This is a genomic window from Cupriavidus sp. 05N39, from assembly GCF_056397325.1.
This window is the reverse complement of the sequence record NZ_JBFTNE010000108.1, coordinates 1-25,900: the sequence shown is the minus strand read 5'-3', so window position 1 is coordinate 25,900 and position 25,900 is coordinate 1. Positions and strand designations below refer to the sequence as shown.

The following is a 25,900-nucleotide window of genomic DNA, read 5'->3' as shown; positions in this document are numbered from 1 at the left end:
TCATGGGATACGAGAGCCGGCGCCGGGGCGGAGGACGTCCCGGCGCCGGCAAGTTGAGGTCGGTCATCTGCGCGGAAGATTAACCTATTCCGGCGCGGTGACGGGGATCGAGCGGATGGGTGCATGCGCCACGGGGACAAACACCGCGGCGGCAAGCGCTGGTCCAGCCGGGAATGATGGCGTGGGCGTTGCCATGGGACCTGGACGTTGTCCGGGTTCACCACCTACCGGAGACGGCCGCGACACTCCATGCGGCCAGCCCTGGGGGTTCCGGTAGCCCCCGCACGGTGATCCGATTCCCCGCACCTCCATGGCGGGCGGCATCCTGCGGCAAAGCGCGCTGCCTCACGAACGGTTCGCCCGAATGCTCGCAAGACGGATCCCAATCGAGGCCGAGAGGCCGCCCGCACGCGTCCAGTTTCAAGCAGAAGGCGTCCATTGGCCCCGCGAGCCCAGTGCCGAGGGCCTTGAGCACCGCCTCCTTGCCCGTCCAAGCCCGCAGCACGCCTTGGGCCTGGCAGGCGGGCGGCAGTGCGGCCAGTGCCGTTGATTCGCGGCGCAGGGCGTGGCGCACCAATGCCGGGGGGGCGTCAAGTTGCCGAACGGCCTCGATGTCATTGCCCACGCGTACCGTGCTCGACCGGACGAGTGCCAAGGCCGACCACTCGGCGCTATGGCTCAGGCTGAAGTCAACGTCCGGCCAAGCCGGTAGCCAGGGCTTGCCGCCAGCCGCAATCTCGAAGTGCAGCGACTGCGGCGCCGCCCCAAGCCACAAGCCAAGCCGCCGCCGCAAGCCTGCGTGGCTGCGCAGAAAGCGCCGCCGCTCTCTCTCACGGGGAAACGCCACCCAGCGCATACGTTCGTCGCTGTCCAGCAAGAGCCAATCCTCGGCATCGCGCGCCGCGTCATCATGCAAGCCCGACCAGCAGGCGCATTCCACAAGGACCCCGAGCAGCCTCAGGCGGTAAACGAGCGGCACCGGGCTTATTGACACGTCGTCGGAATTCGCTGGGAAGTACGCCGAACTCCTTGCGAAAGGCGGCGCTGAAATGGTTGACGTTCGAATAGCCTGGACACTGTTGCCGAACAGCGTGTGAAAGCCTTGCTGCAGTTTGAGGTGCTCATGCCGGAGCTCCGGTTGACGGCGGGGCGCAGGCTATGCTGACGGCCAAGGCAGCGCTGGGGAGAACCAGGCTGCCGTGGTCCTCGCCCTCCAGCAGACGGAACTCGGCCCGCAATCCCTGCACGCCCTGCAGGCTCTGCGTGAGAGCGCGGGCAGAGCCGACCTGCTTGCGCGCCTGCTGGCGGCGCGCGCGTTCCGGATCCGCGTTCGGCACGCCTTCTTCAAGGCTGCCTGCCGTGATCAGCAAGCCGATGGGCGGCTGAAGCAGCGACGCCTGCCGCACGAACTGGTCCCGGAATCGCAGGATGGCGCGATCGCCCCACCAGATCGAGGGGCTGGCCGCGATGTAGTTCTGAAACATGCGGCTGCGGGTGAACAAGGCGTACAAGGTCAGCAATCCGCCATAGGAATGGCCGAACAGGATCTGCCGCTGTGGATCGATGGGTAGCTGCCGCGCCAGCCACGGCTGCACGTCATGCTCGAGAAAGGCCAGGAAGCGATCTGCACCGTTGCGGCTCGCTTCGGGTGTTGAGCCCGGTATCGCGGCCAAAGTGTAGTCGTCGGTGCGCCTCTGCATGTCGTAAGGGGCATCCGTGGCATATCCCAGCCCGACCACTACCGGCGTACTGGCCCGCGCTCCATCGGGGCGCGCCGCGCGGTTGCGCGCCAACTGCGCGATCAGGGGAAACAACGCGTTACCGTCCAGCGCGTACAAGACGGGATATCCCTGCTGCGGCGCGGGCTCGGGCGGCAATGCGACGAAAATGCGCCGGCGTTGCCCGGCGATCGTCACGTCGATCTGCCGGCTCGCAGGGACCTGAACGGGCGCCGAAGCGGCAAGGCTCGGCAAGCCGGATCTCATGGACGTGACGCAGCCGGAGAGCGCGCCCCCCAGGCTCGCCAACAACAGCGTGCGGCGTGTGATGGATGCGGATACCGGCATGTCAAGGCCCGAGGCTCGTCCAGCATTCGCCCTGCAGCGCGACCGGCTGGATGCGCGCGGTGTTGGCGGGAATGCGGGCGCTGCAGCCCGCCAGCTCGATAACGGTCTCCTGTGCCTGCGCTGCGCTCACCGTGCAACACAGCACCTGCGCGCAGAGCCGCAACAAAAATTTACTTGTCTTTCTCACGTCGATCCGGTGATGATAATGATTCTCATTTAATTTTATCCTGAAAGGGATGTGCGTTGTAGCGCCGTTTGTTTGGCGAAGCAACGAAATGGTTTGCGCCGCCCCGCCGGATAAGCGGTCGGCACCGCCAAGCTCAGAGGGGCAGGCAGCATGGATGCGCTCGAAGACCGTCTTCTTGATCCCAGCAAGCCAGGATTGGCTGAACACATGGCCAAGATCCGTGAAGTGCGACCGGGCCTGCAAGTGCACGCCGATGACGCGACGGACGAATTCAATGGCACCGTCTTCGGACGCTGCGCCCCCGGCCTGCACCTGGTGCTGCTGCTCGAGGGAAAGCTGGACCTGTCGTATGGCAACCGGCGCGTGGTACTGACGACTGCCTGCCCACGCAGCGCACGCGAGCTTTCCCATGGGCGACCGGGCTGCGCTCAGTCATTCCTGATGAATGCCATCGAGCCCGAAGCCTTCAGCCGTCGAATCAGCAAAGGAAACTATGCGCGACGACTTAGCTTCGTCATCTCCGACCAATGGCTGCAGCACCTCCAGGAGGCCAGTTGCGCGGAGATGCCGGCGCGCTTGCGTTCTCTGCTGTCCTCTCACCTGCTAACGCAGCCCTGGCAGCCTACGCCACGCGCGATAGCCCTGGCCGAGCAGATCGTCCGACCGCCTGCCTATGAACCGATCTTGCAGGCCATTTACCTGGAAAGCCGCATGCTGGACCTGCTGGCGGAGGCATTGGCGCCACCCCGGGGCAGCCAGAGCATCATCCACAATTTCGCGCAGCCAAGTGCGACGGGCCTTAGCGCAAGAGGGTATTGCCGCATGGCGGAGCTGCGGGCATTCCTTAGCGGTGCGGCAGCCAACCAGCTTTCGCTCGAGGATATGGCGCGCCAAATGGGCATGAACGCCAACACCATGCAGCGGCAATTCCGGAGCGCCTACGGCACGACCATATTCGATTTTTTGCGCGAGAGCTCGCTTCAGCGAGCCCGGCTGGCGCTGGAGCACGATGCCCTCAGCATCAAGCAAGCGGCGGCACTAGCCGGCTATACCAGCCCTGCAAATTTCGCAACTGCCTACAAACGGCGTTTCGGGGTGACACCGAAGCTTGCCCGACGCAGCGGCCAGCGCTGAAGACAGTCGCGCAAACAAGTTCGTTTCTTGCGCAAACACTTCGCATGCTTTCAACCTAGATAATGAAACGCGAATGCCTCTCATTAACTAAGTTGAAATCATGTCACATTCCTTACCCTGTTTTGCCCTCAAGTCCGCAGTGGCTGCCGGTGTCCTGGGGGCATCCGGTGCCTTGGCGCAGATACAACCGGGGCAGCCACCAGATGGCGAGGCAACGCTGGGGACCGTGGTTGTGACTGCCAGTCAGCGCGAGCAGGCCATCAAGGAGGCCCCGGCCAGCATTTCCGTGATCACTCGCAAGGATATCGAGGCCAGACCATACAACTCGCTGGCCGACATCATGCGTTCCGTGGAAGGTGTCAGCGTGGTCGGCGCCGGCCCTAACGACCAAGACATCTYGATCCGCGGAATGCCGGGCGAATACACGCTGATGCTGGTGGACGGCAAACGTCAGAACACCAGGGAGACGATGAATCGAAGCACGGCTGGCGTTCAAGCCAATCTGCTACCTCCGTTGAGCGCGATCGAGCGCATCGAGGTGGTGCGGGGCCCGATGTCGTCGTTGTACGGCGCGGATGCGATGGGCGGCGTGATCAACGTCATCACGCGCAAGGTTCCCGAGAAATGGGGCGGCACGGTCACCGTCGGCGGCGTGCTGCAGCAGGAGAAAAACCAGGGCGACACCCAAAGCGTCGATTTCTGGGTCGGCGGCCCGATCAAGAAAGATGTGGTCGGCTTGCAGGTGTCGGGCAAGGCGTTGCATCGCGGCGAAGACAATATCTATTACCCGCTCAATGGCACCAGCGGCGCAAACGGTCAACGCGACCTCAGCTTTGACGTCAAGCTGGCGGTCAAGCCGGCGCGCAATCAGGATTTCAGCCTGAATGCGGGACGAGAGCAACTGACCTATCTCAGCACGCCCGGACAGAGTATCGCGGTCCCGACCCCACGCAATGTGCCAACGACCATCGTCGAGACTCGCCATGCGCGCGAGTACTGGGGCGTCACGCACAGTGGACGATGGGACTTCGGCAACTCCACCTTGTCCCTCTATGGAGAGCGTGGCACGCAGGACCAGTGGACGGCATCGGACCGGACTCCGATCAAGCCGGCGATTACCGACACGGTGCTCGAAGGGAAACTGGAGGTGCCATGGGCGGGAGAGCGCAATATCCTGACCGCGGGTGGTCAGCATATCTGGGCCCAGCTGTCCGGCGTGGGAAGGCAGGATGCGGTGCCGAAGGGCCATGCCCCGAATTCGGACAGCATCAAGCGCGATGCCTGGGCCCTGTTCGGCGAGAACGACTATTTCGTCAACAGCAGATTCACGCTGACCACAGGCGTGCGGCTCGACCATGACGATCGGTATGGCAGCCATGTCAGCCCGCGCGTTTACGGCGTATACAAACTCAGCCCGACATGGACGATGCGCGGCGGCGTGTCCTCCGGCTTCAAACCCCCTACTCTGCGTCAGAGCACCGCTGGATATTGCATGACAACCGGCGGCGTGGCGGGCGCCGTCCCCGGTACCTTGTGCGGGAACGCGAACCTCAAGCCCGAAACCAGCCTCACGCAGGAACTGGGCGTGCGTTACGACCAGGGCAAGAGTCAAGTCAGCCTCACCCTATTCAACAACCTGCTCAAAAACAAGGTATCCAGCTACGACACGGGGGTCGCCGACCCCAACTCCCCTGGCCGCAATATCTATGCGTACAACAACATCGACAAGGTCAAACTGTACGGCCTCGAACTTGGCGTCGGCACACATCTGGCCACGCAATGGAAGATCTCCGGGTCGTACACGATGACCCAATCGCGACGCGAGGGCAAATCGGAAAGAGCATTCAATGGCAGCTCGCTGAACGGTTACCCATTGGATAAGACACCAAAACACAAGCTCAATATGCAGGTGGATTGGACACCCCTGCCCCAGTTGAATCTCTACACCGACATCAACTACATCGGCAGCGAGCAATGGGCAGCATTCCGGAATGGCGCCCAGGGCGTACGCGAAAGACCCTCCACCACCACGTTCGATCTGGGCGGCATGTATCGCATATCCAAGAATCTCGCGATCAATTTTGCCGTGCTGAACCTGACCAACAAGATGGTGCCCGTGGACGACCGTAGTCGCGCCAACGGCTTGAGCGGCAACTGGATGGTGGACCAAGGCCGCCGCTTCGCGCTGAGCCTGACAGCTCAGATGTAAAGATCTTCAATCGCACTCACGACCCGACGTCCCATGTATTTATTAGTGATGCTATCCATTCGGATTGTTCACATGCCGATTGACTCGTTCGTTACTGCTCGGCCATGGCCAGTGCAATGAAAAGCAAGCAATGACGCATGACCGTTGCAGGTGAGAAGAAACGTGGGACCGGTATGCGAATCCTTTCACGTCAACCTAAGTTGGGGGCAAAAAGAATGAATGCTATTCCTCGTGCGGAATCTTCACTCACGGCACATCTCCTCCTGGACCTGTACCGAGCAGATTCACGGCTCTTTCTCTCCAGCCCCAGTCATACGTTGCTGGCGCAGGATGTCATCGACGAAGTGCCTCATTCCGACGACCCGCTAGGCCAGCGTGTACAGCTTGCGCTGAACCAAGCCAGCGCCAAGGGGCATCCGAACGCGGTGGCGGCCGGCGCGATCCCGTTCGACGTTGGCCAGCGCGCGGCGCTTGGTGTCGTCCGCGCGTTGCTGCGTGCCGGGCCCCTGACCGTTTCGCCACCGCCGCTGCCTGCCGCCGAACGCTACGCGACGCGTGCAGTTCCCTCTGGTGAAAATTATGCGGCCGGGGTAGCGCAGGCCATAGCGAACATTCACGCCGGCTATCTGGACAAGGTCGTGCTGGCGCGAGTGCTGGAATTGGCCGGCAGGCACCCGGTAGATGCGCGCGCGCTGCTCWCCCGTCTCGCGGCGCGCAATCCCCGCGGCTACACCTTCTCGGTGGAGGTGGGCGAAGGACGCACGCTGCTCGGAGCCAGCCCCGAATTGCTGGTCAGCCGCTACCAGGGCGTAGTGCGGGCCAATCCGCTGGCTGGATCGGCCCCCCGCAGCAGCAACCCGCTTGAGGACCGTCGCCGCGCTGAAGCGCTGATGGAGTCCGCAAAAGATCTGGAAGAGCACCGCGTGGTTGTCGATGCCGTGAAAGAGAGCCTGGCTCCGCTGTGCAAGATGCTGAATGTGCCCAGACGGCCCGCGCTGATGCACACAGAGACGATGTGGCATCTGTCGACTGAAATCAGTGGCACGACGCGGGCCGATGCATTGACGCTGGCACTGGCCTTGCATCCCACACCCGCGGTGTGCGGCTATCCGCGCAGTGTCGCGAGGGAACTGATTCTGCAGACCGAACCGTTCGATCGCGGCTTTTACACCGGCATGCTGGGCTGGGTGGACGCGCGCGGCGACGGCGAGTGGATTGTCGCCATCCGCTGCGCGGAAATCGCCGCCAATACCTTGCGCCTGTTTGCCGGAGCGGGCGTGGTGAGGGATTCGCAGCCGGATGGGGAGCTGGCGGAAACGACGGCCAAGTTCCGCACGATGCTCGACGCAATGGGCGTGGCTCATGATGCCGCGAGCGGTGCGGCGCCGGAGGTGGCGGCATGATACAGGCCCATTGCACGCCCTGGCCGGATGCGGTCGCCAACGACTATCGCGGGAAGGGATATTGGCAGGGTCAGTCCTTTCCACAGTGGTTGGCTCGACTGGCCGAGCAATATGGCAGGCGTATCGCGTTGGTGCAGGGCGAAACGCGATGGACATACCGCCAGCTCGCGGATGAGGCACAGCGTCTGGCCAGCGGCTTCGTCGAACTGGGGATTCTCCCGCGCGATCGCGTTGTGCTGCAGTTGCCGAATTGCGCCGCATTCTTCATCGTTGTCTTCGCGCTGTTCAGAATCGGTGCGCTGCCGGTCTTCGCACTGCCGGCCCACCGCAAGCAGGAGATCGGCCATTTTTGCCGGCATGCCGAAGCGGTGGCCTATATCGCGGTGGACCGTCATGCCGGATTCGACTACCGCGAATTGGCGAAGAGCGTGCAAGCGGAAGCGCCGACGCTCAAGCATGTACTGATAGCCGGCGATGCGGGAGGTCACATCGCGCTGGACAGCTTGCCTGCAGGCGTGGCCGAATTGCCCGCGGCTCCCGCCGCCAGCGACGTCGCGCTTCTGCAGTTGTCCGGCGGCAGCACCGGCACGCCGAAGCTGATCCCCCGCACGCATGACGACTATCTCTACAGCATTCGCGAAAGCGCGCGCATCTGCGGCCTGACCGAGGACAGCGTCTACCTGTGCGTTTTGCCCGTCGCGCACAACTACGCAATGAGTTCGCCCGGCACGCTGGGCACGCTGCATGCGGGCGGGACCGTCGTGTTGAGCGACAGCGGCAACCCTGATGCGGCCTTTCCGTTGATTGCGCGGGAACGGGTGACCATCACCGCGCTGGTGCCGCCGCTCGTACAGGTCTGGCTTTCCGCCGCCCGGGAGCGGCGGGATGCGTTGGCCAGTTTGCAGGTGGTGCAGGTCGGGGGCGCCCGGTTCGGCGACAGGCTGGCGCAGCGGCTGGAGATCGGTTTGGGCGCGAAACTGCAGCAGGTGTTCGGGATGGCTGAGGGACTCGTCAACTATACGCGGCTCGACGACCCTGTCGACGTGGTGGTGCGCTCGCAAGGCCGCCCGCTCTCGCCGGACGATGAGATCCGCATCGTGGATGACGAGGATCAGCCCGTCGCGCCGGGCGAGGTGGGCCATCTGCTGACCCGCGGCCCCTACACCATTCGCGGCTATTACAAGGCCGATGCGCATAACGCGCGCGCTTTCACGCCGGATGGCTTCTACCGCACCGGCGACCGTGTGCGCATGACGGAAGCGGGCAATCTGGTGGTGGAAGGCCGTGCGAAGGATCAGATCAATCGCGGCGGCGAGAAGGTCTCGGCTGAAGAAGTGGAGCACTTGCTGATGGCGCATCCCGAGGTCGTCGATGCGGCGCTAGTGCCGATGCCCGACGCCTATCTGGGCGAGAAAATCTGCGCCTATGTGATCCGCGGCAATCCGGCGCTGCACGCGGTAGGCCTTTTGCGCTTTCTGCGCACGCAAGGCATTGCCGCCTACAAGATTCCTGACCGCGTCGAGTTCGTCGACGTACTCCCGAAGACGGCCGTCGGCAAGACCAACAAGCTGGCATTGCGCAGGGACATCGCGAATCGGCTGGCAGCCGCCGAGGCGGCCGCCGGATAAATCACGGTGAATGAACAGCCCGCCCCGCGTCATCCATCACATCCACTGAATATTCGTATCGTTGATATGGCAATCCAAAAGATCACCTCTTACACCATGCCCGCGGACTTGCCTGCCAATCGGGTGGCATGGTGTTTCGATGTCAGTCGCGGGGCTTTGCTGGTGCACGACATGCAGGACTATTTCCTGGATTTCTATGACCGTCGGGCAGCTCCCATTCCTGATCTGCTGGCACATACGCGGCGCCTGATCGATATCGCGCACGCTACCGGCATGCCGGTGTATTACACCGCGCAACTACCTCGGCAGACAGCGACCGAACGAGGCCTGCTGACGGACATGTGGGGCCCCGGATTGACGGCGCAGCCAACGCGCGGCGCCATTTGCGCGAGCCTGTCCCCCTCGCCTGGCGATCATATTCTCGACAAATGGCGCTACAGCGCGTTTCAGCGCTCAGAACTCGAAACCATGCTGCGCCAGCAACAAAGGGACCAGCTTGCCATTTGCGGCATCTACGCGCACATCGGCTGCCTGATGACAGCGTGCGAGGCGTTCATGAGAGACATCCAGCCATTCTTCGTGGCCGATGCACTGGCCGATTTTTCCCGGGAGGCGCACAGCATGGCGCTCGATTACGTGGCGCAGCGCTGCGGCAAGGTCGTGTGCACGGAAGAACTGGCCGCCGGAATTGCCGCGCGCGGCTTCGTCAGGCCGCGGTCGCTCTCCGCRCTGACGGCGCAGGTCGCGCGCAGCCTGCAGATAGTGGAAACGGATTTGCAGTCGCACCACAACCTGATGGACTGGGGACTGGACTCGGTGCGCATCATGGCCTGGGTCGAGGAACTGCGCCAGGCCGGCGCGGACGTCAGCTTCGTGCAATTGGCGCAAGAGCCGACGCTCGCCGCATGGTGGCGATTGCTGCAGGGCGCCGCCAACACGCGCGCATGAATGGGGCGTTCCTGCGCATGCAACGCCCGATCTCACGAGCGAACGAGAATGCCATGCTTGTCAGTACCGCCGCAGTCGCCTTGGCGCAAGCAGACAGAATCCTGTTCAAGATGTGCAAGCACTATGCCGTCAAGGTGAGAGTCGTGTTTGACGCGGAGACTGCAGCCATCGATTTTCCATATGGCAGATGCCAGATCACGCGCACGGATGACGTACTGCGCATGCGTTGCGAAGCCGAGTCAGCGGAAAAGCTGGAGAAAATTCAGTACGTCATGGACGAACATCTGGCGCTCATGGCACGCAACAAGGAACTCGTGATCGACTGGCAGCGGGCTTGATCCCCTGCCCGCTCTCTTCTCCGTCTATGCATTCCTCCCGTGGGACGCCACCTCATGCCGCAAACAACTCAACGCATGCACACTACCTCCGCGCAATACGGCATCTGGGTAGCACAACAAGTCGATACCCACGATCCTGGGTATCTAACGGCGGAAACGATCGAACTCGGCGGCGCCCTGGACATGGCTGCGTTCATGGCCAGCGTGCAAGAGGTCCTTGACCACTGCGATGCGCTGCACATGCGTTTCGAGTGGGATGACGACATCCTGTGGCAACGCCGCCAGCCGGCCTGCACGCAAGTGCCGCTGGTGGATTTCGGCGCGCAGGCCGATCCGGTGCGGGCTGCACAGGACTGGATGCAGACCTCCCTGTCCATCTGTTGCGACGTGACGTCGGACGCCTTGTATCGCACGGCGCTGTTCAGGCTCTCGGCGCAATGTCATTGGTGGTATTTGCAGGTGCATCACATTGCGCTCGACGGTTTCGGCTACAGCCTGATCCAGCAGGCCGTGGCCGCCCGCTACAACGCCCGCGTGGCGCACGCGCCCCTGCCGCCGTTGCCCGATTGGAAGCTGGACAACGTCGTGGCCGCGGAAGCCCATTACAGGCAAACAGGCAAGTTCGACATCGACCGGGCATTTTGGCGTGAACACCTGCGTGAGGTGCCCTCTGCCGCACGATTGGCACCAGAGCAAGACTTCGGCAACACGGCGATCCGCCATACGTTGTTGCTGGATCCGGCGCACGTCAGGGTCTTGCGCGCCGCCGCCGAAGCCGCTCGGGCGGATTGGGCCGCATGGATACTCACGGCCATCGGCTTGTGGCTCGGCAAGCAGGCAGGCCAGCGGCAGCTGACGTTCGGTCTGCCGGTACTGAACCGGCTAGGCACGCCTGCGCTCAGTGTGCCATGCATGGCGATGAACATCGTGCCGCTGAGCGCGCATGTGCGCGCCGATGCGTCACTGCAGGCGTTGGTGGCCGAAACTGTCGGCAGGCTGCGCGYGATCAAGCCCCATCTGTACTATCGCTACGGCTGGATACGGGGCGACCTGGGACTGCTGGAGAGCAACAAGTTTCTGTTCAACCAGGCCGTCAACCTGATGCCATTCGATCGGCAGGTGGCTTTCGCTCATCTGTCCAGCGAAACGCGCCCCGCGAGCGGCGGGCCCGTCAAGGACTTGAACTTGACGCTGGCCGTACGCAACGGCGCATGGCACTTGACACTGGAAGCCAATCCCAACGCCTATGACGTGACGCGGCTGACGGCGCTGGCCGGCAGTCTGTCCAAGTGGCTCTTCGCGCTGGCCGGCCATGCGCCCGCTGCGCCCCTGGCGCCGTTGCTGGGCGATATGCCGTCGCTGTCGATCTGCCGGAGCAAGCCGCTGGACGAACCGGCACTCGACGTGATCGCGTTGCTGCGGCGGATGGCGGCGCGCTACCCCGACCACATCGCCATCGAGTCGAACGGCGCTCGCCTGGACTATCAAAGCCTCCTGAAACAGGTCGAGGCCTTGGCTGCCGCGTTGGCGCGGCGCGGCATGAACGAGCACAGCCGGATCGCGGTACTGGCATCGCGCTCGCCGGCTGCCATCGTCGCGACGCTGGCCGTCCTGTGGGTGGGGGCGGTATTCGTGCCGTTGGATCCCGAGGGGCCCGCGCGGCGCACCGCGAGCATCTTGACCGACGCGGCTCCCGACTTGGTGCTGACGCGCATGCCGTGGCGAGGGCTGGCCGGATCGCTGCCCGTGCTGGATCTGGATCAGCCCGGCGCCATGATCGAGGGCCCCGCGCGTTGCTGTTCGCCGCAGCCGCAACACCCGGCGTATCTGCTGTACACGGCGGGCTCCACCGGCGAGCCCAACGGCGTGCTGGTCGGGCGTGGGGCGCTCGCGCATTTTGTGGCCAGCACTCGTGCGGCGTACGGCATCGAGCCGGCGGACCGGGTGTTGCAGTTCGCTCCGCTGCATTTCGATACCAGTCTGGAAGAGATCTTCATCACGCTTTGCCACGGCGCTACGCTCGTCGTGCGCGACGATGCGATGCTCGATTCGGCGACGGTGTTCGCCACGTCGGTGAAGCGCCTCGGCATCACCGTGCTCGACCTGCCCACCGCTTACTGGCATGTGCTCGCACATGCCCTGGATCCGGACACCGCACGCAAGCTTGATCGCCTGCGCCTGACCATCATTGGCGGCGAAGCCGCCCTCCCCGAGCGGGTAGCACGCTGGCGAGAGCTGTTGCCCGGACAGGTGTTGCTGAACACCTACGGCCCGACCGAAAGCACCATCATCGCGACCACCGCGCGGCTGTGCGGTCCGAGAGCCGCATGGGAGGCCGGCGACGCCGTGCCTATCGGTTTGCCTCGTCCCGGCATCGAAGCGCGCATCGTGGACGATCGCCTGTATCCCGTCGCGGCAGGCGTCGCGGGCGAGCTAGTGTTGAGCGGCGACGCACTGGCGCTGCATTATCTGCACGACCCACAGCTCACGGCCGCGCGCTTTGTCCGCTTGCCCGATTCCGGCCAGCGCGCCTATCGCACCGGCGATCTGGCACAACTGCAAGGCGGGCAGCTGCGCTTTCTCGGACGCATCGATCATCAGATCAAGATCAGCGGGCTGCGCATCGATCCGCTGGAAATCGAAAACCTGCTGCTCGGCGCACCCGCTGTGCGCGAAGCGGCCGTGGTTCCGGTGCAGCGCGGGCCTGGCATCTGCGCGTTGGCCGCGTTCGTGGCGGGCACGGGGGACGTGCAGGCGCTGCGGGCGATGCTGGCTCAGTCATTGCCCGCGCCCGCTGTTCCGGATGCCTGGCATGTGCTCGAGCAATTGCCGCGCAGCCCCAACGGCAAGACGGATCGCAAGGCCCTGCTGGCACATGCCGCGAGCCGGATCGCGGCCGCGGATCTCAATGTGGACGGTGCAGGTGCGCTCGAGCGGCAGGTGATGCGGATCTGGCGCCAGGTGCTGGGCGACGTGCCGTTGACGACGACATCGAACTTCTTCGATCTAGGCGGAAAATCCTTGCAGGCGATGCAGACGGCCAGTCAGCTCGCGCTGGAATTGGGCCGGGACGTGCCTGTGTCCATGCTCTTCCGCCACGGCACGGTGCAGGCGCTTGCCCATGCGCTGGCGGCGCCGCTGGCCTACCGGCCACAGGCCTTGCACGATGCCTTTGCGCCGTTGCTTCCCATCCAGACTGGCTCGTCCGGCGCCCCGGCGCTCTTCTGCCTGCACCCGGCCGACGGGCTCGCCTGGAGCTATCTGCGTTTGGCACGCCATCTGCCCGATATGACCGTGCACGGCCTGCAGATGTCGGTGGAGCAAACGCTGGCGGCGCAAGACTTCGACGCGTTAGTCGAGGGCTACGTGCAGCGCGTGCGTGCGTTGCAGTCTGACGGGCCGTACCACCTGCTGGGATGGTCTCTGGGCGGCGCGCTGGCCCATGCCGTCGCCGCAAGGCTAGCGCTGCAGGGCCACGCGATTGGCTTGCTGGCGCTAATGGACAGCTATCCTGTCTCGGCCTGGGTGGCGCACCCGCAGCCCATCCTGCGCGACGCGTTGCAGATACTGCTGACCGTCAACGGCGATTTCGATACGGCCGGACTGGCGGACGAAGCGCTGCGTCAGCGGCTGTTGCGCACGAATAGCCCGTTCGCCGCGCTGGGCCGGTCCGGGCTCGACGCGTTCGCGCGGCAAACGCTGCGCCAGATGCAGTTGTTCCGCGCGAGCCAGACGCCGTCGTATGACGGCGAACTGCTGCTCTTCCGGGCCTCGCGCAAGCCCGGCCACTTACCTGGCCTCGATAGCTGGAGGCCGCATCTGCGGCCAGGCCGCTTGCAATGCAGCATGCTCGACTGCTCGCACGACAGCATGTCCGACCCAGCGCCCATTGCTGTCATCGGCGCAACGCTGGCTGCGCGACTGGCATAGCCGGGCCGGCCGGCAACAGCCGCCGCATCCCCTTCTTTTACAGGAGTCTTATCGCATGGACAGCACCATTACCGATTTTCCGGAATCCATTGCCGTGGTGAGCGGCGCGGCCCAAGGCATAGGCGCGGCCGTGGTTCGCGCGCTCTGCGCGCGCGGCGTGGCCGTCGCCGCGCTCGACATCCAGGCGGAAGGGCTGGAACAACTGGCGACCGACGGTGCGGCAGCCGGGTACCGGATTCATCCTGTAACGGTAGATATCGCCGATGGCGCCGCCGTGCGCGCCGTAGTGGATCGCATCGACACGCAGATCGGCCCGATCGGCATGCTGGCCAACGTCGCGGGCATTTTGCGCGTCGCGAGCGTCGATGCCCTGCGCGACGAAGACTGGGACCGCAGCTTTGCCGTCAACATGCACGGCGTGTTCCACTTGTCGCGTGCAGTGGCGCAACGGATGATGCCGCGCCGAGGAGGCAGCATCGTCACGGTTGGCTCGAACGCGGCGTTCGTGCCACGCATGCAGATGGCGGCCTATGCGGCATCCAAGGCGGCTGCGCATCAATTCACCAAATGCCTCGGCCTGGAGCTCGCCGAGCACGGCATCCGCTGCAACATCGTCGCCCCCGGTTCGACCGACACCCGGATGCAGCGCCAACTATGGACGAATAGGAGAACCAAGAAAGGCGTCATTGCGGGTTCGTTGCCCGCATATCGCACGGGCATCCCGTTGGGCCGCATTGCAGATCCCGAAGACATCGCATCAGCCGTGCTGTTCCTGCTGTCGAACGCGTCTCGGCACGTCACGCTGCACAGCTTGTGCGTAGACGGCGGCGCCACGCTGGGCGTGTGAATCCAGCCGAATTTCGTCAGCGCCCCGGTCACTCAATCAAAAACGTACCGACTGCCTTCGCTTGCTATCGCCCACCCACCAGTACCTCTGCCTTCAGGACCGCCATGTCCACCAAGTCCATCCAGACAACGTCTGCAGTCACGCTACCCGTCGCCGAGCTGATGCCGCTATTGATCGCCAATCTCACGACCATGGGAGGCAGCTACGCCTTTATCGCCGTGGCGGGGCCGATGGCCCGCCTGATGCATCTGCAGGCCTGGCATGTCGGCGCCATCATCGGAATGGTCGGGCTGGTTTGGATCGTAACCGCCCGCGTCTGGGGGCGAGCCGTGGATGCCCGGGGCCGTGTGCCAGTGCTCCGCATGGCGATCGTCGGCTTCACCGTCTCCTACGTACTGTTGGCGTGCTACGTCTGGTGGGCGCTGCAAGGTGGTACGCATCACGTCCCTGCCATGGGCTTGAATATCGCAGCGCTACTGCTCACGCGCGCGGCGATGGGTGGCTTCTTTGCCGGCCTGCCCGTGGCGGCCACCGCCTGGATTGCCGACCACACCGAGGCCCAGTCACGGGCTGCCGCCCTGGCACGATTTGGCGCGGCTGGCGCCATTGGCATGGTATTCGCTCCGCCCGTGGCGGGTTGGCTTGGTCAATACGACCTATCCGTCGCGCTGCTCGTCTTTGCGCTGCTGCCGCTCGTCGGACTACCATGGCTGGGGCGTCTGCATGACACGCGCAAACCACAAGCTCCGCGCGCCCCGCAACGCCTGAAGATCACCGACATCCGCATCCGCCTGCCGTGGCTGAGTTCCTTTACGCTGTTCAGCGTCGTCATGATGGCCAACAGCTCGCTAGGCTTTTATGTCATCGACCGCTTGGACGTAGCGGCCCACCAAGCGGCCGCCGTTGTAGGCTATGCCCTGGGCAGCGCCGGGCTCGGCTTGATCCTGATGCAAACGATCGTTAGCAGGCTGCCGCATGTCGCGCCCCGGCAATGGCTGCGATGGGGTGCATTGGCAGGTGCCGCGGGCTTTGCATCCGTCTTGCTGGTCGGACCAACGCAGCCGATGGCCGTGTGCCTGAGCTATTCCGTGGCCGCCCTGGGCATGGGCGCGGCGTTCCCGGCAGTTGCCGCGCTTGCCAGCAATGCTGTCTCCGCTTCCGAGCAAGGCGCTAGCGCCGGCGCGATGTCCGCCGCGCAAGGGCTAAGCATGGTGGTGGCGCCGCTGCTCGGCACGGCGCTCTATGACCTGCTGCCGCCCGCAACCTTTGCATTGATCAGCATCCTGTTGCTGGTGCTGTTCGGCGCGACCTGGCGAGGCACAAGGGGACATGTCGCAGCATGACGGTGTGGCATCCTGGTTCATTTCCCGGTAACTCGTGCCACCTTCACGGTACCGAAGAGCCACCAGCTGGAAGGCCGCCTGCGCAGCCTTGAGTTCCACCTGCGCGGGGATCAGTTGGCTGCTCCGGGTTGCACGGCCCGTGAGCTGCACGCGCCGTGCCTATGGCAGAGAGCACTGCTTTCGCGCCCCGACCGGGGCCGCCATATGCAACACCTCGCCGTCTCTTGGAATGCGCAACCGCGCTTCGACACCTGCCTGCCTTGCGGCGAGCGCTAGCGCGGACCGCGTCACCGGACAGTGGCTGAGCGCTTCCAGATGATTCGCAACCACCGTGCCAGGCGCCAGGCGGGTGAATTCGACGACCTCGTCGATGCCCATGATGATGTCGCTACCCATATCGAATCGCGCACCTCCGGCGGGTACGACGCAGACTTGCGGGCGATGGTGCGCAACGAACTCCCGGACCGTTGGCGTGAGTACCGTATCGCCGCTCAGGTAGAGGCTGGGCTCATCCGGCACCTCGATCAGATAGCCGACCCCATGCTCCATCAGCTTGCCGACCAAGCCACGGCCGTGCGTGCAGCGAACCGTGCGAATCCGACCGCCCATGAAGGGGTTGGGCTGCCCGTGCGCTTCCGGCAACGGCTGGACATTCAATCCGCGTTCRGCCAGATGGCGCCCATCGTGCGGTGTGCAGATGATCGGAAGCTGCCGATCGCACAGCCAACTTTTTGCCGCGCGGTCCAGATGATCGAAATGACCTTTCTGGCAATGCGTTATCAGGCAATGGGTGACCGACTCAAGCGCTGTCGCAGCCGATTCGGGTAAATCGACCAATGGGTTACGTTGCCTTGCGCCGAATACCCGCAAAGGCGGAAGCGCATTTTTAGGGGCAAACATCGGGTCGATCAGGATTCGATTCGGCCCGAACTCCACAATGATGGTCGCGTTGCGAAGGTGGTGAATTTTCATGACGAAGCCTCCGGGAAGAAACCTTATTGTCTCGACGCGGAAACCCGTTGAGAATGGCGAGATTGGACATAATTGATTCGGTTTCTGCCATGCCAAAACCACTACGCATTGGTTTGCTTCTATTTCCGGGCTGTATGCCRGCAGGGTTATTCGCGTTTTCCGATATGCTCCACGCTGCCAATCGCCGCGCGAACGGCATGCTGTTCGAAACGCATTACGTTGCGCTACGCGCCGGGACTGTCGAATGCGCCCACGGCTTGTCACTGCATGTTTCCAGGCCGCTGGATCTCGCCAGTCTTGACGCCCTCCTGGTGCCAGGCTTTTGGGCGGAGTCAGTGCGGCAGGTGGAAGACATGATTGTGGCCAACGCTGGCCTCGTATCACTGCTGGCGGCCCGTCGCAAGAACTTGCTGCTGTGGAGCTATTGCAGCGGCGTCTGTTTGCTGGCGGAAAGCGGGCAACTGAATGACCAGGCCGCGACCGTTACCTGGTGGTTGGCGGAGGCAATGGCGCAGCGCTACAGGAAGGTGAAATGGCAAAGCGAGCGGAATTGTGTCGTCACCGCGCGTACGGCCACCGCTTCTGGCGTGAATGGCTACCTACCTATTGCCGAGGCGCTGATAGAGCGGCATGTCAGTCCCGATGTATTGCGTGACCTGGTCAATCTGATGGTACTTCCCCGTGCCGTTCAGCCTCACCGAGCCTTCCAGGCCATGAGCCTGATCGAGCAATCCAGCCGCTTGCTGCGCCAATTGCACACGCTGGTTGAGCAATTGCCTGCCGAACAGATCACGGTGCAGCAATTGGCCGAGCAACTCTGCATGTCGGAACGCACGCTCGCGCGCAAGGTGAGAAGCGAGACCGGGGTCGCCATCGCGGCGTATGCCCGCTGTATCAAACTGAACCAGGTCAGTGACCGCCTTATCCATACGACATCGCCAGTCAGCGTCCTCAGCGCGGAGCTAGGATTCAGTAGCGATTCCAATATGCGCCGCATGTTCAAGGAGCTGACTTCGCTGACGCCCCTGGAATACAGGCAACGGTTTGCGAGATGACGAGGCATTCGGCATTGCTACGGTCGTGCGGGAAAAACTGCCGGACTCACGATATCGACATCACGGAAAGAATGTGGAACCTGCAAATCCGCATCCCCGCAACGATGGCTTCGGCCTCGCCATTGAGCACGACATGGAGAAACTTGTCATCCTATGGGTCGCGGCATGCAGTCACCCACGGCGTCGCCGTTCAATTCATCGTGCCAGCCTATCCAGCCGCACCGGCATAGCCGGTGCGTGGATGGTCTGCGGCTACTTCACTGGCGTCAGGATCGGCGCCCCCTTGTTCTTGATCAGGAAGACGACGAACTTTGCTGGCTGCGTAGTGCTGGCATTGCGTCCGACAGTGTGAATATCGTTGGGACGTTCGTGGAAGGTTTCGCCCGCCTTGAGCGTCACCTCCTTTCCGCCCCTGACGCCCATGACGATGCTGCCCTCGAGCACATAGACGAACGCGTGCGCGTCATGGCGATGCACGGGATCGACGGCACCCGGCGGATACTCCACCACGATCATCGTGGCCTCCTTCCCCGGATATTCGGGCAACGCCTCCGTGAGCAAGGGCGTGACACTTGCCTCCGGCGCGGCGGCGGCCGGCTGTGCAACCATGAGGCCCGACACCATCAGGGTTGCCGCAATGGATGCGACCGTCTTCATGGCATCACTCCAGATTGGCTTTGTCGAGCCCGAACGCCTTGTCCGATGAGCCGGGCACCATGCGGAACGCCACGTTCAGGCGGTTCCAGGTATTGATCGCCCCCACGAGGAACGTGAGATCCGACAGTTCCTTCTCGCTGTACTGGGTGCGCACGCGTTCATAGATTTCGTCTGACACGCCCTGGGCGGGAATGTTGGTCAGTTCCTCGGTCCAGGCCAGCGCGGCGCGTTCGCGCGGCGAGAACAGCGTCGACTCGCGCCAGATCGCCACGTGATGCAGGCGCAATTCGCGTTCGCCATGGATCTTCGCCATCTTGATATGCATGTCGACACAGAACGCGCAGCCGTTGAGCTGCGATGCGCGAATCTCGACGAGCTCGCGAATGGGTTGTTCGATCGTGGTGTTCTGGAACAGCGCGCTGAGCTCCATGAGCTTCTTGGACAGTTCCGGCGATTGCTGGAAGTAATTCGTGCGTTGAGACATGTTGACTCCTGGTGATTTGATCAAGTTCTTACTCACGAACCTGCGCTGCCTACTTGGACATGTGCCCTTCGGACTATTTTTGTTGCGATTGACGCATCCATTCCTCGAAGCCGATGCGCCCGAGGCGTGCCTCGCCCAACGGCACGAGCGAGTATTCCTCGACCAGGCCGCCGAAGTAGCGTGCCTCGGGGTCGCGCACGACTTCACGCGGGTCACCAACCGCCTTCAAATAGCGGGCGATGATTTCGTTGAACGGTGCGCGTTCCGGGCCCGCGATCTCGACGATGCCGTTTCGCGGTGGCGCGAGCGCGACGTCGGCAACGATGGCTGCAACGTCATCCGCCGCAATGGGCTGGAACAGGCCGGGAGAAACGCTGACAATGTTTCCTTTCGTACTGGAATCGGCGATGCCACCACTGAATTCCATGAACTGGGTCGAGCGGATGATGGTGTACGGGATGCCGGACGCCTCGACCAGTTTCTCTTGTGCGACCTTGGCGCGGAAATAGCCATTGTCGGGGGTCCGGTCGGTACCGACGATGGAAAGCGCGACATGGTGCTGGACGCCCGCTGCGGCCTCCGCCGCGTGAAGGTTGCGGCCGGAAGTCTCGAAGAACTCCAGCACTGCTTTATCTTCAAACGAAGGGGAATTGGCGAGGTCGATCACGACCTGAGCGCCGGCCAGGGCCTCCTTGAGCCCCGCGCCAGTGATGCTGTTGACACCGCTCTTCGGCGAGGCGGCGACGACCTCGTGGCCGCCCAGGCGCAGAATGGGAACGGTCTTCGAGCCGATCAGGCCGGTCCCGCCAATGATGACAATCTTCATGATGCTTCTCCGTACTAAGGAAGGTGGAGTGATCCACGAAACTATGTTAGGTAACGCCTGGCCCCCACGCCAGATCGCCTCGAAGCGCGCGGCATTTCCTGTCCGGCATCAATCCTGATGCGGGTTACCTGCTGCTTTTCGTTTATCGAAAATATGAGCTTGCGATACCCTGCGTTACATCAGCGCGCCGCTGCGTAGCGATTGCGCGGCCTGCGCTTCGATCACAATTTGAGGCACTTCCGCAAAAGCCAGGCCCGTCGCATGCGTGAACCTGACATCCTTGAGTCCGATGATGCCAAGCACCGCAGAGAGATACGGACGAAAGAAATCGGGCTGGACGGGTGGATCCCGGAACATGGCGCCGCCGGATGTCACCGCCACGAACGTTGGGCGATCGCGCAGCAATCCGATTTTCCCTTCAGGCGTGGCGGTAAAGGTCACATCGCGTCGAACCACGAGATCGATCCAGTTCTTAAGCACAGCCGGCACCGTGAAGTTGTGCACCGGAGTGGAGATCCAGAGCAGATCGGCCTGTTCGATCTCCCTGATCAGCGCATCCGACACGGCAAGCGCCGCGCCATAGCGTTCCTTTGCCTCGGCGGCGGGCAGCAGCAGCGACTCCGCGTACTCCGCGGTGATGGCTGGCAGCGGCTCGGCGCCAAGGTTGCGTCGCGTCACATGAATCTCCCGCCCGAATTGCGCGGACAGCGCGGGCAGCAATTGCCCGGTCAGGTGCCGGCTGGTGGAATAGTCACGGCGCGGGCTGCAATCAAGCAGCAGCAGGTTGAGGGACTTCATTGCAGCACCATGCAGAAGTGCAGGCCCTCGGCGAGCAGCCCCGAACGGAAATAGAAGCGCTGGGCCTTCGCGTTGGCAAGTCCGGTATCCAGGACAAGTCGCTGGCAGCCTTCTGTGCGTCCAAGCTCGCGCAGCGCTTGCAGCAGACACTCGCCGTGGCCCTGCCCCCGGCCTCCCGCATCGGTGATCAGATCGTCTACGTACAGGAAGCGCCCGTGGATCAGGTTGTCAAGACGACGATATCCGGCCAGCGCAACAGGTTTGCCAGCGTCCCAGAGCGCGAGCAGCCGGTAGCCTTGCCCGCTTTGCAGCGTGACGTTGGCCAGAAAGTCTTCCGGCATTTGCAGCTTGGGGCGCAGTTGCCGCATGACAGGGAAACACGCGAGGATGTCAGCCTCCGTCTCCGCATGTCCGAGAGTCAGATTGTTTGTCATGGTGCCGATGCGTGCTGGTTTGTGTAGGCTTCAATGTAGTTGAGCGATGACACAGTCAACAGGCACATGTTTGTCGTTTTCAACTAGGCCATCGGCTTGAGGTTGTATGACCTATGGGTGGTTTGTCATTCGATCGACCAGGCGGCGAATGAGGGGTGTGGCCGACACGACAACCGGCAGCATGGTCAGCCAGGAGACGCTCCAGGACCTTAGCCAGTGCTGAAGAAACAGGCCTTCGTCTGCAAATGGAATGCTTGCGATGGCAGCAGCGATGGAACAGGTCAAGCCGGCCTGGATTACGCCGTAGGCGAAATAGCTGTAGCGCGAAGGAATCTTAGGCATGTGAGTCGCCCCTATGCATTCTTTGAACCGGACACTCATGCACCCCGCCATTGCCGCGCCAAGGGCTGTCGCCCCTGGCGCATGACAGGCGCTATGCGGCTGCGCCAACCTTCCCTGCCAGCCGCTGCACGGTTTCGTTGGTATCCCACAGCGCGTTTGCGATGAAACGGAAGTTGACCAGCGCCGCGTGATACCCGTCGCCTTCCGGTAGCTTCGGCCCTGCTACGGCGTCGCGCACGACAGCAACCTCGAAACCTTGCTCCAGCAGATCCCGCAGATGGGATTCGACGCACAGATTGGCGGCCATGCCCGCAAGGATCACCTGGTCGACGCGCTGCTTGCGCAACTGCAGGACAAGGTCGTTGGCCTGCGGGCCGTACAGCTTGTGCGTGGAGCAGATGATGGTCTTGCCATCCTCGATATACGGCTTGAGCTCCGGCATGAAGTCCGCGCCCGAGTCACGGAAACCGTCCAGGTTCAGCGCGCCAGGACGGTCGAACATGCCGATGGCATGCTGGAACATTTCGGCGGGACCCTGCACTTTCCATGTGTGATCATGGGGAAAGTAATAGTGGGGAGAGATGGCGACCGTGATGCCAGCCTGCTTTGCGGCCTCGAACAGACGGACCAGGTTGGGCACGAGGTTCTGCTCCGTCACGCTTTCTCCTACGACGCCCCAGCTACGACCTTCGGGGCTCATGAAGTCGATCTGCGGGTCAATCACGACGAGCGCGGTGCGTGGCAGGTCTAGCGTGATGCTGGCCTTCGGCAGAGCCGGATCAACGGGATCTGCATAGGTGGCGTGGTGGTTGCACATGGGAAGTACCTCTTATGGTGAGCCCAGTCCGCCGGCGCCATTGTGGGGTCCGGCAGATTCGGCGTCGTTTCAACTACGGATGAATGCCAACAGGTCGGCGTTGAACCTGTCCTTGTGCGTGTCGGTGAGCCCATGCGGCGCACCGGGGTAGACGATCAGCTTCGCGTTCCTGACGAGCTTTGCCGATGCGCGTCCGGCGGCGTCGATCGGCACGATCTGATCGTCGTCGCCGTGGATGATCAGGGTCGGCACGTCGATCTTCCTGAGATCCTCGGTGAAATCGGTTTCCGAAAATGCCTTGATCGAGTCGTACGTACTCTTGTGTCCACCCTGCATGCCCTGCGCCCACCATGCGTCGATCAACCCCTGCGACGGCTTTGCACCGGGACGGTTGAAGCCATAGAACGGGCCCGCCGGCACGTCCTTGTAGAACTGCGACCGATTGGCAAGTTGTGCGGCACGCAGGCCGTCGAATACTTCGATTGGCAGTCCGCGCGGATTGGCGGCAGTCTTTACCATCAGAGGCGGCACCGCCGAAACCAGCACCACCTTTGAAACGCGTCGCGTCCCATGCCGGCCGATGTACCGGGCCACCTCGCCTCCMCCCGTGGAGAARCCCACCAGGATGGCGTCCCGCAGGTCAAGGGTTTCGAACACAGTGGCCAGATCGTCGGCATAGGTGTTCATCTCATTGCCGTTCCATGGCTGGCTTGAACGGCCGTGGCCACGACGGTCATGTGCAACGGCGCGATAGAGCTGGGTGCCGTCCTTTGCCGTGATGTAGCTGCCTGAGGCCTTGCCGCGTGCCGTTGAGGGACTCGATCCCATTGCCGACGGTGCCGCCGCAGCAGGTCCGGGCAAGCTGGAAGCCGCCAGCGCGCTGGCGGCGGCCGCGCTGCCCACCAGCAGGTTACGTCGCGATAGGCCTTGATCGAGGCTGCGATCTGAAGACATGGTGAGACTCCTTTATTGGCGCGTGCGCGCGTTGCCTTGAATATGTCTGAGCGTCAGGTTCTTGGTCATGGTGCCGATGCATGCTGGTTTGTGCAGGCTTCAATGTAGTTGGGCGATGACACAGGCAACAGGCACATCTTTATCGTTTTCGACTGGGCCATCGACATGGGGCGGCATGACCTATGGTTGCTAGCGCGTCGACCAGGTGATCTATTGGCGCGAGTGCGCAGTGCCTGATATATATGATCAGTCGTCTTTTTAAGGCCGCAAAAAAATTTCAGTACAACAACCGCTTGGGGGTGACTTGCTGAAATCGTCGGCAGGCGTCGCCATTGCGCTGGACCTTGCTGCGCAGGACCGCCCCTTCCCAGGCTTCGATAATGATGGACGCGAGCTGCTCGGAATCTACGTCCGCCGCAGTTCCTGGCGCAGCCTGGCCTCATCAAGGCAGGCATGTGATCATGCCTTCCCAGCGCGCCAGAATGCGCTCCAGAGCCGTTCGGACTTCACCGCTGGTATTGGACAATTCGAGAGAAAGGTTGCCCACAAGGCATCCGAGCGTGAAATCTTGTGCCGCGTGGTCCGCCACCAGCAACTCGAACAACTTTCCGATCCTGGCCAACGGCGCGATGCGCGCGTCATACATTACTTTGGCATGGCATTGTTCAATGGAATCCCAATAGGCTTCGAGCACTTCGGCGGCAAAGGCTTGCTTGCTGTCGAAATAGCTGTAGAAGGATCCCTTGGGAACATCGGTGGCACCGACGATGTCCCGCGCCAGACCCGTTGAAACCGGCGCTGTGAATCACACGAGCACCGTCGATGAGCAGCCGGCTACGGATCTCGGGGTTGGCGGGTCTTGGCATGTCGCAATAGTTGCTAAGCAGATGCGGAGAGCAATAGACGACTGGTTGATTATTTGCCAAGCGTCCCATGACGATCGCCTATGCTTTCAGCGCGCGCATCAGTTCGGCAACCAGGCGATCGGCTTCAGTCTGACTGCGCAGATTGGTAAAGCCCATCATCAAGCCACGCCGCCCTGGCGCACCATGCCGCCAGGCGGTCAGCGAATGGACGGCGAATCCTGCCTCGCGCGCGCGGCGGGCCATCGCCAGATCGTCAAGATCGTCCCTGACGTCGACCAGAAGGTGCATGCCGCCATCCTGCAGGCAAACAGTGAAGCCGTCCGTTTTGTATGGCGCCAGCGCCTCGGCCAGCATTGCGCGTCGTCGTGCGTAAAGCGTGCGCATGCGTTTGATGTGCCGGGCGAAGTGTCCCTGCGCAATAAACTCCGCCGCCACGGCTTGCAAGAGTTCGGGGCAGCCGCCATGCACCATGCGCCTGCAGGCCAGATTCATGGTCGGCACCAGACTTTGTGGCACGACCACGTAAGCGAGCCGTAGTCCCGGGTACAGCACCTTGCTAAGCGTGCCGCAATAGATCACCCGGTCGCATGTGTCCAGGCTCTTCAGGGCCGGCAACGGGTGGCCGCGGTAACGAAACTCGCCGTCGTAGTCGTCCTCGATGATCCATGCGCCCCGCTCACCGGCCCAGTCGAGCAGTTCGACGCGACGTTGCAGTGTCAGTGCCACGCCAGTCGGGCTCTGGTGCGATGGCGTCACTACGGCCAGGCGCGCCTCTGGAAAATGCTGACGCCCAAATTCGACGTCGAGGCCATGATCATCCACTGGCACATTCCGGACCTGCAGGTTCAGGCGCCTGAGTGACTGGGCTGTCGGAGGGTAGCTGGGATCCTCAACCCAGGCGCTTTCGCCCGCCAGCCTGAGCGCATCCACAATCAGCGCAAGGCTGGCCGTATATGCCGGCACGACGAACACCTGGTGCGGCTGGGCGTCGATGCCCCGTGAGCGCTGCAGGTAAGCGGCCAACGCTTCTCGCAGCGGGCCAAATCCGGCTGACGCCGGCCTGGTCAGCGAGCCGGCGCTGCGTATTTGCCGAGCCATCAACCTCGTCCATAGTTTTCGCGGGAACTCATCCAGCGCGGGAAGCCCGAGTTGCAACGGCACGGGGATTCCACCATCCGTTTCGATCGAAAACTCGGTAAGTTCCTGGTCCGGTGGCGTGCGGCTGGATCCAGCCGCTGCGGCCACGCGGTGGGGGCGCGATGGCGCAATTTGCGCGGAAACGAATGTCCCCGCAGGGCCTCTGGCGATCAGGTAACCTTCGCCCAAGAGTCGGTCATAGGCGACCTGAACGGTCCCGCGCGCCACTCCGAGCTCGCCCGCAAACGCACGCAAGGATGGCACCCGCTGCCCGGGTTTCAGTTGCCCTTGCTGAATCGAGGCACGAATCCGGGCGTAGATCTGCTCATGCAGCGGCGCTGCGTTGGATGGATCCTGAGCCGGTAACTTCGTCATAGCCTGGCAAATAAAAAAAAGGTTCATCCGACTTTCGTGTGGGTCAGCGCAGCTGGATGTAGGTTGAGACCACCGCAGTGGAAGTAGACGGCGATCTTAAAGTGGTCCGGATTGCGATAGCCGCAGGCTCGCTTCTGCACAGTGGCGATC

23 protein-coding genes and 1 pseudogene are annotated in these 25,900 nt (G+C 62.9%); 10 read left to right on the top strand and 14 right to left on the bottom strand.

The window, feature by feature from the left end; translation table 11 throughout:
• Positions 1–217 precede the first annotated feature (217 nt).
• From AC1DN0_RS33950 to AC1DN0_RS33940, 3 genes are all read right to left on the bottom strand, one after another.
• Positions 218–877: a 4'-phosphopantetheinyl transferase family protein gene (locus AC1DN0_RS33950; RefSeq protein ID WP_441632462.1), complete on the bottom strand. Its 660-nt coding sequence runs from the start codon at positions 875–877 to the stop codon at positions 218–220.
• Between the two features lie 244 nt (positions 878–1,121).
• Complete coding sequence (locus AC1DN0_RS33945) at positions 1,122–1,973, bottom strand: alpha/beta hydrolase (protein WP_441632460.1); 852 nt, start codon at positions 1,971–1,973, stop codon at positions 1,122–1,124.
• Between the two features lie 94 nt (positions 1,974–2,067).
• The gene (locus AC1DN0_RS33940) at positions 2,068–2,460 is read right to left on the bottom strand and encodes a hypothetical protein (RefSeq protein WP_441632458.1); all 393 of its coding nucleotides are present in this window, start codon (positions 2,458–2,460) and stop codon (positions 2,068–2,070) included.
• Here AC1DN0_RS33940 and AC1DN0_RS33935 point away from each other — a divergent pair, their 5' ends adjacent.
• The 9 genes from AC1DN0_RS33935 to AC1DN0_RS33895 all read left to right on the top strand — a co-directional run bounded on the left by AC1DN0_RS33935 (position 2,461) and on the right by AC1DN0_RS33895 (position 16,033).
• Positions 2,461–3,387 (top strand): helix-turn-helix transcriptional regulator, encoded by a 927-nt coding sequence (locus AC1DN0_RS33935; protein WP_477111956.1) that lies wholly within the window; start codon positions 2,461–2,463, stop codon positions 3,385–3,387. It abuts the gene before it with no gap.
• A gap of 100 nt (positions 3,388–3,487) precedes the next feature.
• Positions 3,488–5,596 (top strand): TonB-dependent receptor domain-containing protein, encoded by a 2,109-nt coding sequence (locus AC1DN0_RS33930; RefSeq protein WP_477146342.1) that lies wholly within the window; start codon positions 3,488–3,490, stop codon positions 5,594–5,596.
• A 137-nt stretch (positions 5,597–5,733) separates the two neighbouring features.
• Positions 5,734–6,999: an isochorismate synthase gene (locus AC1DN0_RS33925; RefSeq protein WP_477146341.1), complete on the top strand. Its 1,266-nt coding sequence runs from the start codon at positions 5,734–5,736 to the stop codon at positions 6,997–6,999.
• Positions 6,996–8,627, top strand: coding sequence for a (2,3-dihydroxybenzoyl)adenylate synthase (locus tag AC1DN0_RS33920; RefSeq protein WP_441632451.1), 1,632 nt, complete (start codon positions 6,996–6,998; stop codon positions 8,625–8,627). Before AC1DN0_RS33925 ends, AC1DN0_RS33920 begins: the two co-directional genes overlap by 4 nt.
• Before the next feature lie 6 nt (positions 8,628–8,633).
• Entirely contained in the window at positions 8,634–9,575 is a 942-nt protein-coding gene (locus AC1DN0_RS33915; RefSeq protein ID WP_441632449.1) for an isochorismatase, read from the top strand.
• 53 nt (positions 9,576–9,628) lie between these two features.
• The gene (locus tag AC1DN0_RS33910; RefSeq protein WP_477143242.1) at positions 9,629–9,913 is read left to right on the top strand and encodes a DUF2218 domain-containing protein; all 285 of its coding nucleotides are present in this window, start codon (positions 9,629–9,631) and stop codon (positions 9,911–9,913) included.
• A gap of 54 nt (positions 9,914–9,967) precedes the next feature.
• The gene (locus AC1DN0_RS33905) at positions 9,968–13,843 is read left to right on the top strand and encodes an amino acid adenylation domain-containing protein (RefSeq protein ID WP_477146340.1); all 3,876 of its coding nucleotides are present in this window, start codon (positions 9,968–9,970) and stop codon (positions 13,841–13,843) included.
• A 55-nt stretch (positions 13,844–13,898) separates the two neighbouring features.
• Positions 13,899–14,690, top strand: coding sequence for a 2,3-dihydro-2,3-dihydroxybenzoate dehydrogenase (locus AC1DN0_RS33900; RefSeq protein WP_441632443.1), 792 nt, complete (start codon positions 13,899–13,901; stop codon positions 14,688–14,690).
• 104 nt (positions 14,691–14,794) lie between these two features.
• Positions 14,795–16,033: an MFS transporter gene (locus tag AC1DN0_RS33895; protein WP_441632441.1), complete on the top strand. Its 1,239-nt coding sequence runs from the start codon at positions 14,795–14,797 to the stop codon at positions 16,031–16,033.
• 159 nt (positions 16,034–16,192) lie between these two features.
• Here AC1DN0_RS33895 and AC1DN0_RS33890 read toward each other — a convergent pair whose 3' ends face one another.
• Positions 16,193–17,005, bottom strand: coding sequence for an MBL fold metallo-hydrolase (locus AC1DN0_RS33890; RefSeq protein WP_441632439.1), 813 nt, complete (start codon positions 17,003–17,005; stop codon positions 16,193–16,195).
• A 197-nt stretch (positions 17,006–17,202) separates the two neighbouring features.
• On the opposite strand from AC1DN0_RS33890, the gene AC1DN0_RS33885 reads away from it, so the two are divergent.
• Positions 17,203–18,060 (top strand): GlxA family transcriptional regulator, encoded by an 858-nt coding sequence (locus tag AC1DN0_RS33885; protein WP_477146339.1) that lies wholly within the window; start codon positions 17,203–17,205, stop codon positions 18,058–18,060.
• Between the two features lie 252 nt (positions 18,061–18,312).
• Here the strand turns inward: AC1DN0_RS33885 and AC1DN0_RS33880 are convergent, their stop codons facing one another.
• The 10 genes and pseudogenes from AC1DN0_RS33880 to pdxR form a co-directional block, all read right to left on the bottom strand.
• Complete coding sequence (locus AC1DN0_RS33880) at positions 18,313–18,717, bottom strand: cupin domain-containing protein (protein WP_441632435.1); 405 nt, start codon at positions 18,715–18,717, stop codon at positions 18,313–18,315.
• Between the two features lie 4 nt (positions 18,718–18,721).
• Complete coding sequence (locus AC1DN0_RS33875; RefSeq protein WP_441632433.1) at positions 18,722–19,201, bottom strand: carboxymuconolactone decarboxylase family protein; 480 nt, start codon at positions 19,199–19,201, stop codon at positions 18,722–18,724.
• Between the two features lie 73 nt (positions 19,202–19,274).
• Entirely contained in the window at positions 19,275–20,027 is a 753-nt protein-coding gene (locus tag AC1DN0_RS33870; RefSeq protein ID WP_276290653.1) for an SDR family oxidoreductase, read from the bottom strand.
• Positions 20,028–20,201: 174 nt separating this feature from the next.
• Positions 20,202–20,825 (bottom strand): FMN-dependent NADH-azoreductase, encoded by a 624-nt coding sequence (locus AC1DN0_RS33865; RefSeq protein ID WP_441632430.1) that lies wholly within the window; start codon positions 20,823–20,825, stop codon positions 20,202–20,204.
• Positions 20,822–21,259 carry a GNAT family N-acetyltransferase gene (locus AC1DN0_RS33860; protein WP_441632428.1) on the bottom strand — a complete coding sequence of 146 codons (438 nt, stop codon included), beginning with the start codon at positions 21,257–21,259 and terminating at the stop codon, positions 20,822–20,824. The genes AC1DN0_RS33865 and AC1DN0_RS33860 overlap by 4 nt, the downstream gene beginning before the upstream one ends.
• A gap of 111 nt (positions 21,260–21,370) precedes the next feature.
• The gene (locus tag AC1DN0_RS33855; protein ID WP_276290656.1) at positions 21,371–21,601 is read right to left on the bottom strand and encodes a DUF2798 domain-containing protein; all 231 of its coding nucleotides are present in this window, start codon (positions 21,599–21,601) and stop codon (positions 21,371–21,373) included.
• Between the two features lie 91 nt (positions 21,602–21,692).
• Positions 21,693–22,418, bottom strand: a complete 726-nt coding sequence (locus AC1DN0_RS33850; RefSeq protein ID WP_441632426.1) for a cysteine hydrolase family protein — start codon at positions 22,416–22,418, stop codon at positions 21,693–21,695.
• Between the two features lie 69 nt (positions 22,419–22,487).
• Positions 22,488–23,372 carry an alpha/beta fold hydrolase gene (locus AC1DN0_RS33845; protein WP_477146338.1) on the bottom strand — a complete coding sequence of 295 codons (885 nt, stop codon included), beginning with the start codon at positions 23,370–23,372 and terminating at the stop codon, positions 22,488–22,490.
• A 277-nt stretch (positions 23,373–23,649) separates the two neighbouring features.
• Positions 23,650–24,018, bottom strand: a pseudogene (locus AC1DN0_RS33840) (TetR family transcriptional regulator C-terminal domain-containing protein).
• Between the two features lie 298 nt (positions 24,019–24,316).
• A complete protein-coding gene (pdxR, locus tag AC1DN0_RS33835; RefSeq protein WP_441637664.1) occupies positions 24,317–25,777 on the bottom strand; it encodes a MocR-like pyridoxine biosynthesis transcription factor PdxR in 1,461 nt (486 codons plus the stop codon).
• Positions 25,778–25,900: the final 123 nt, after the last annotated feature.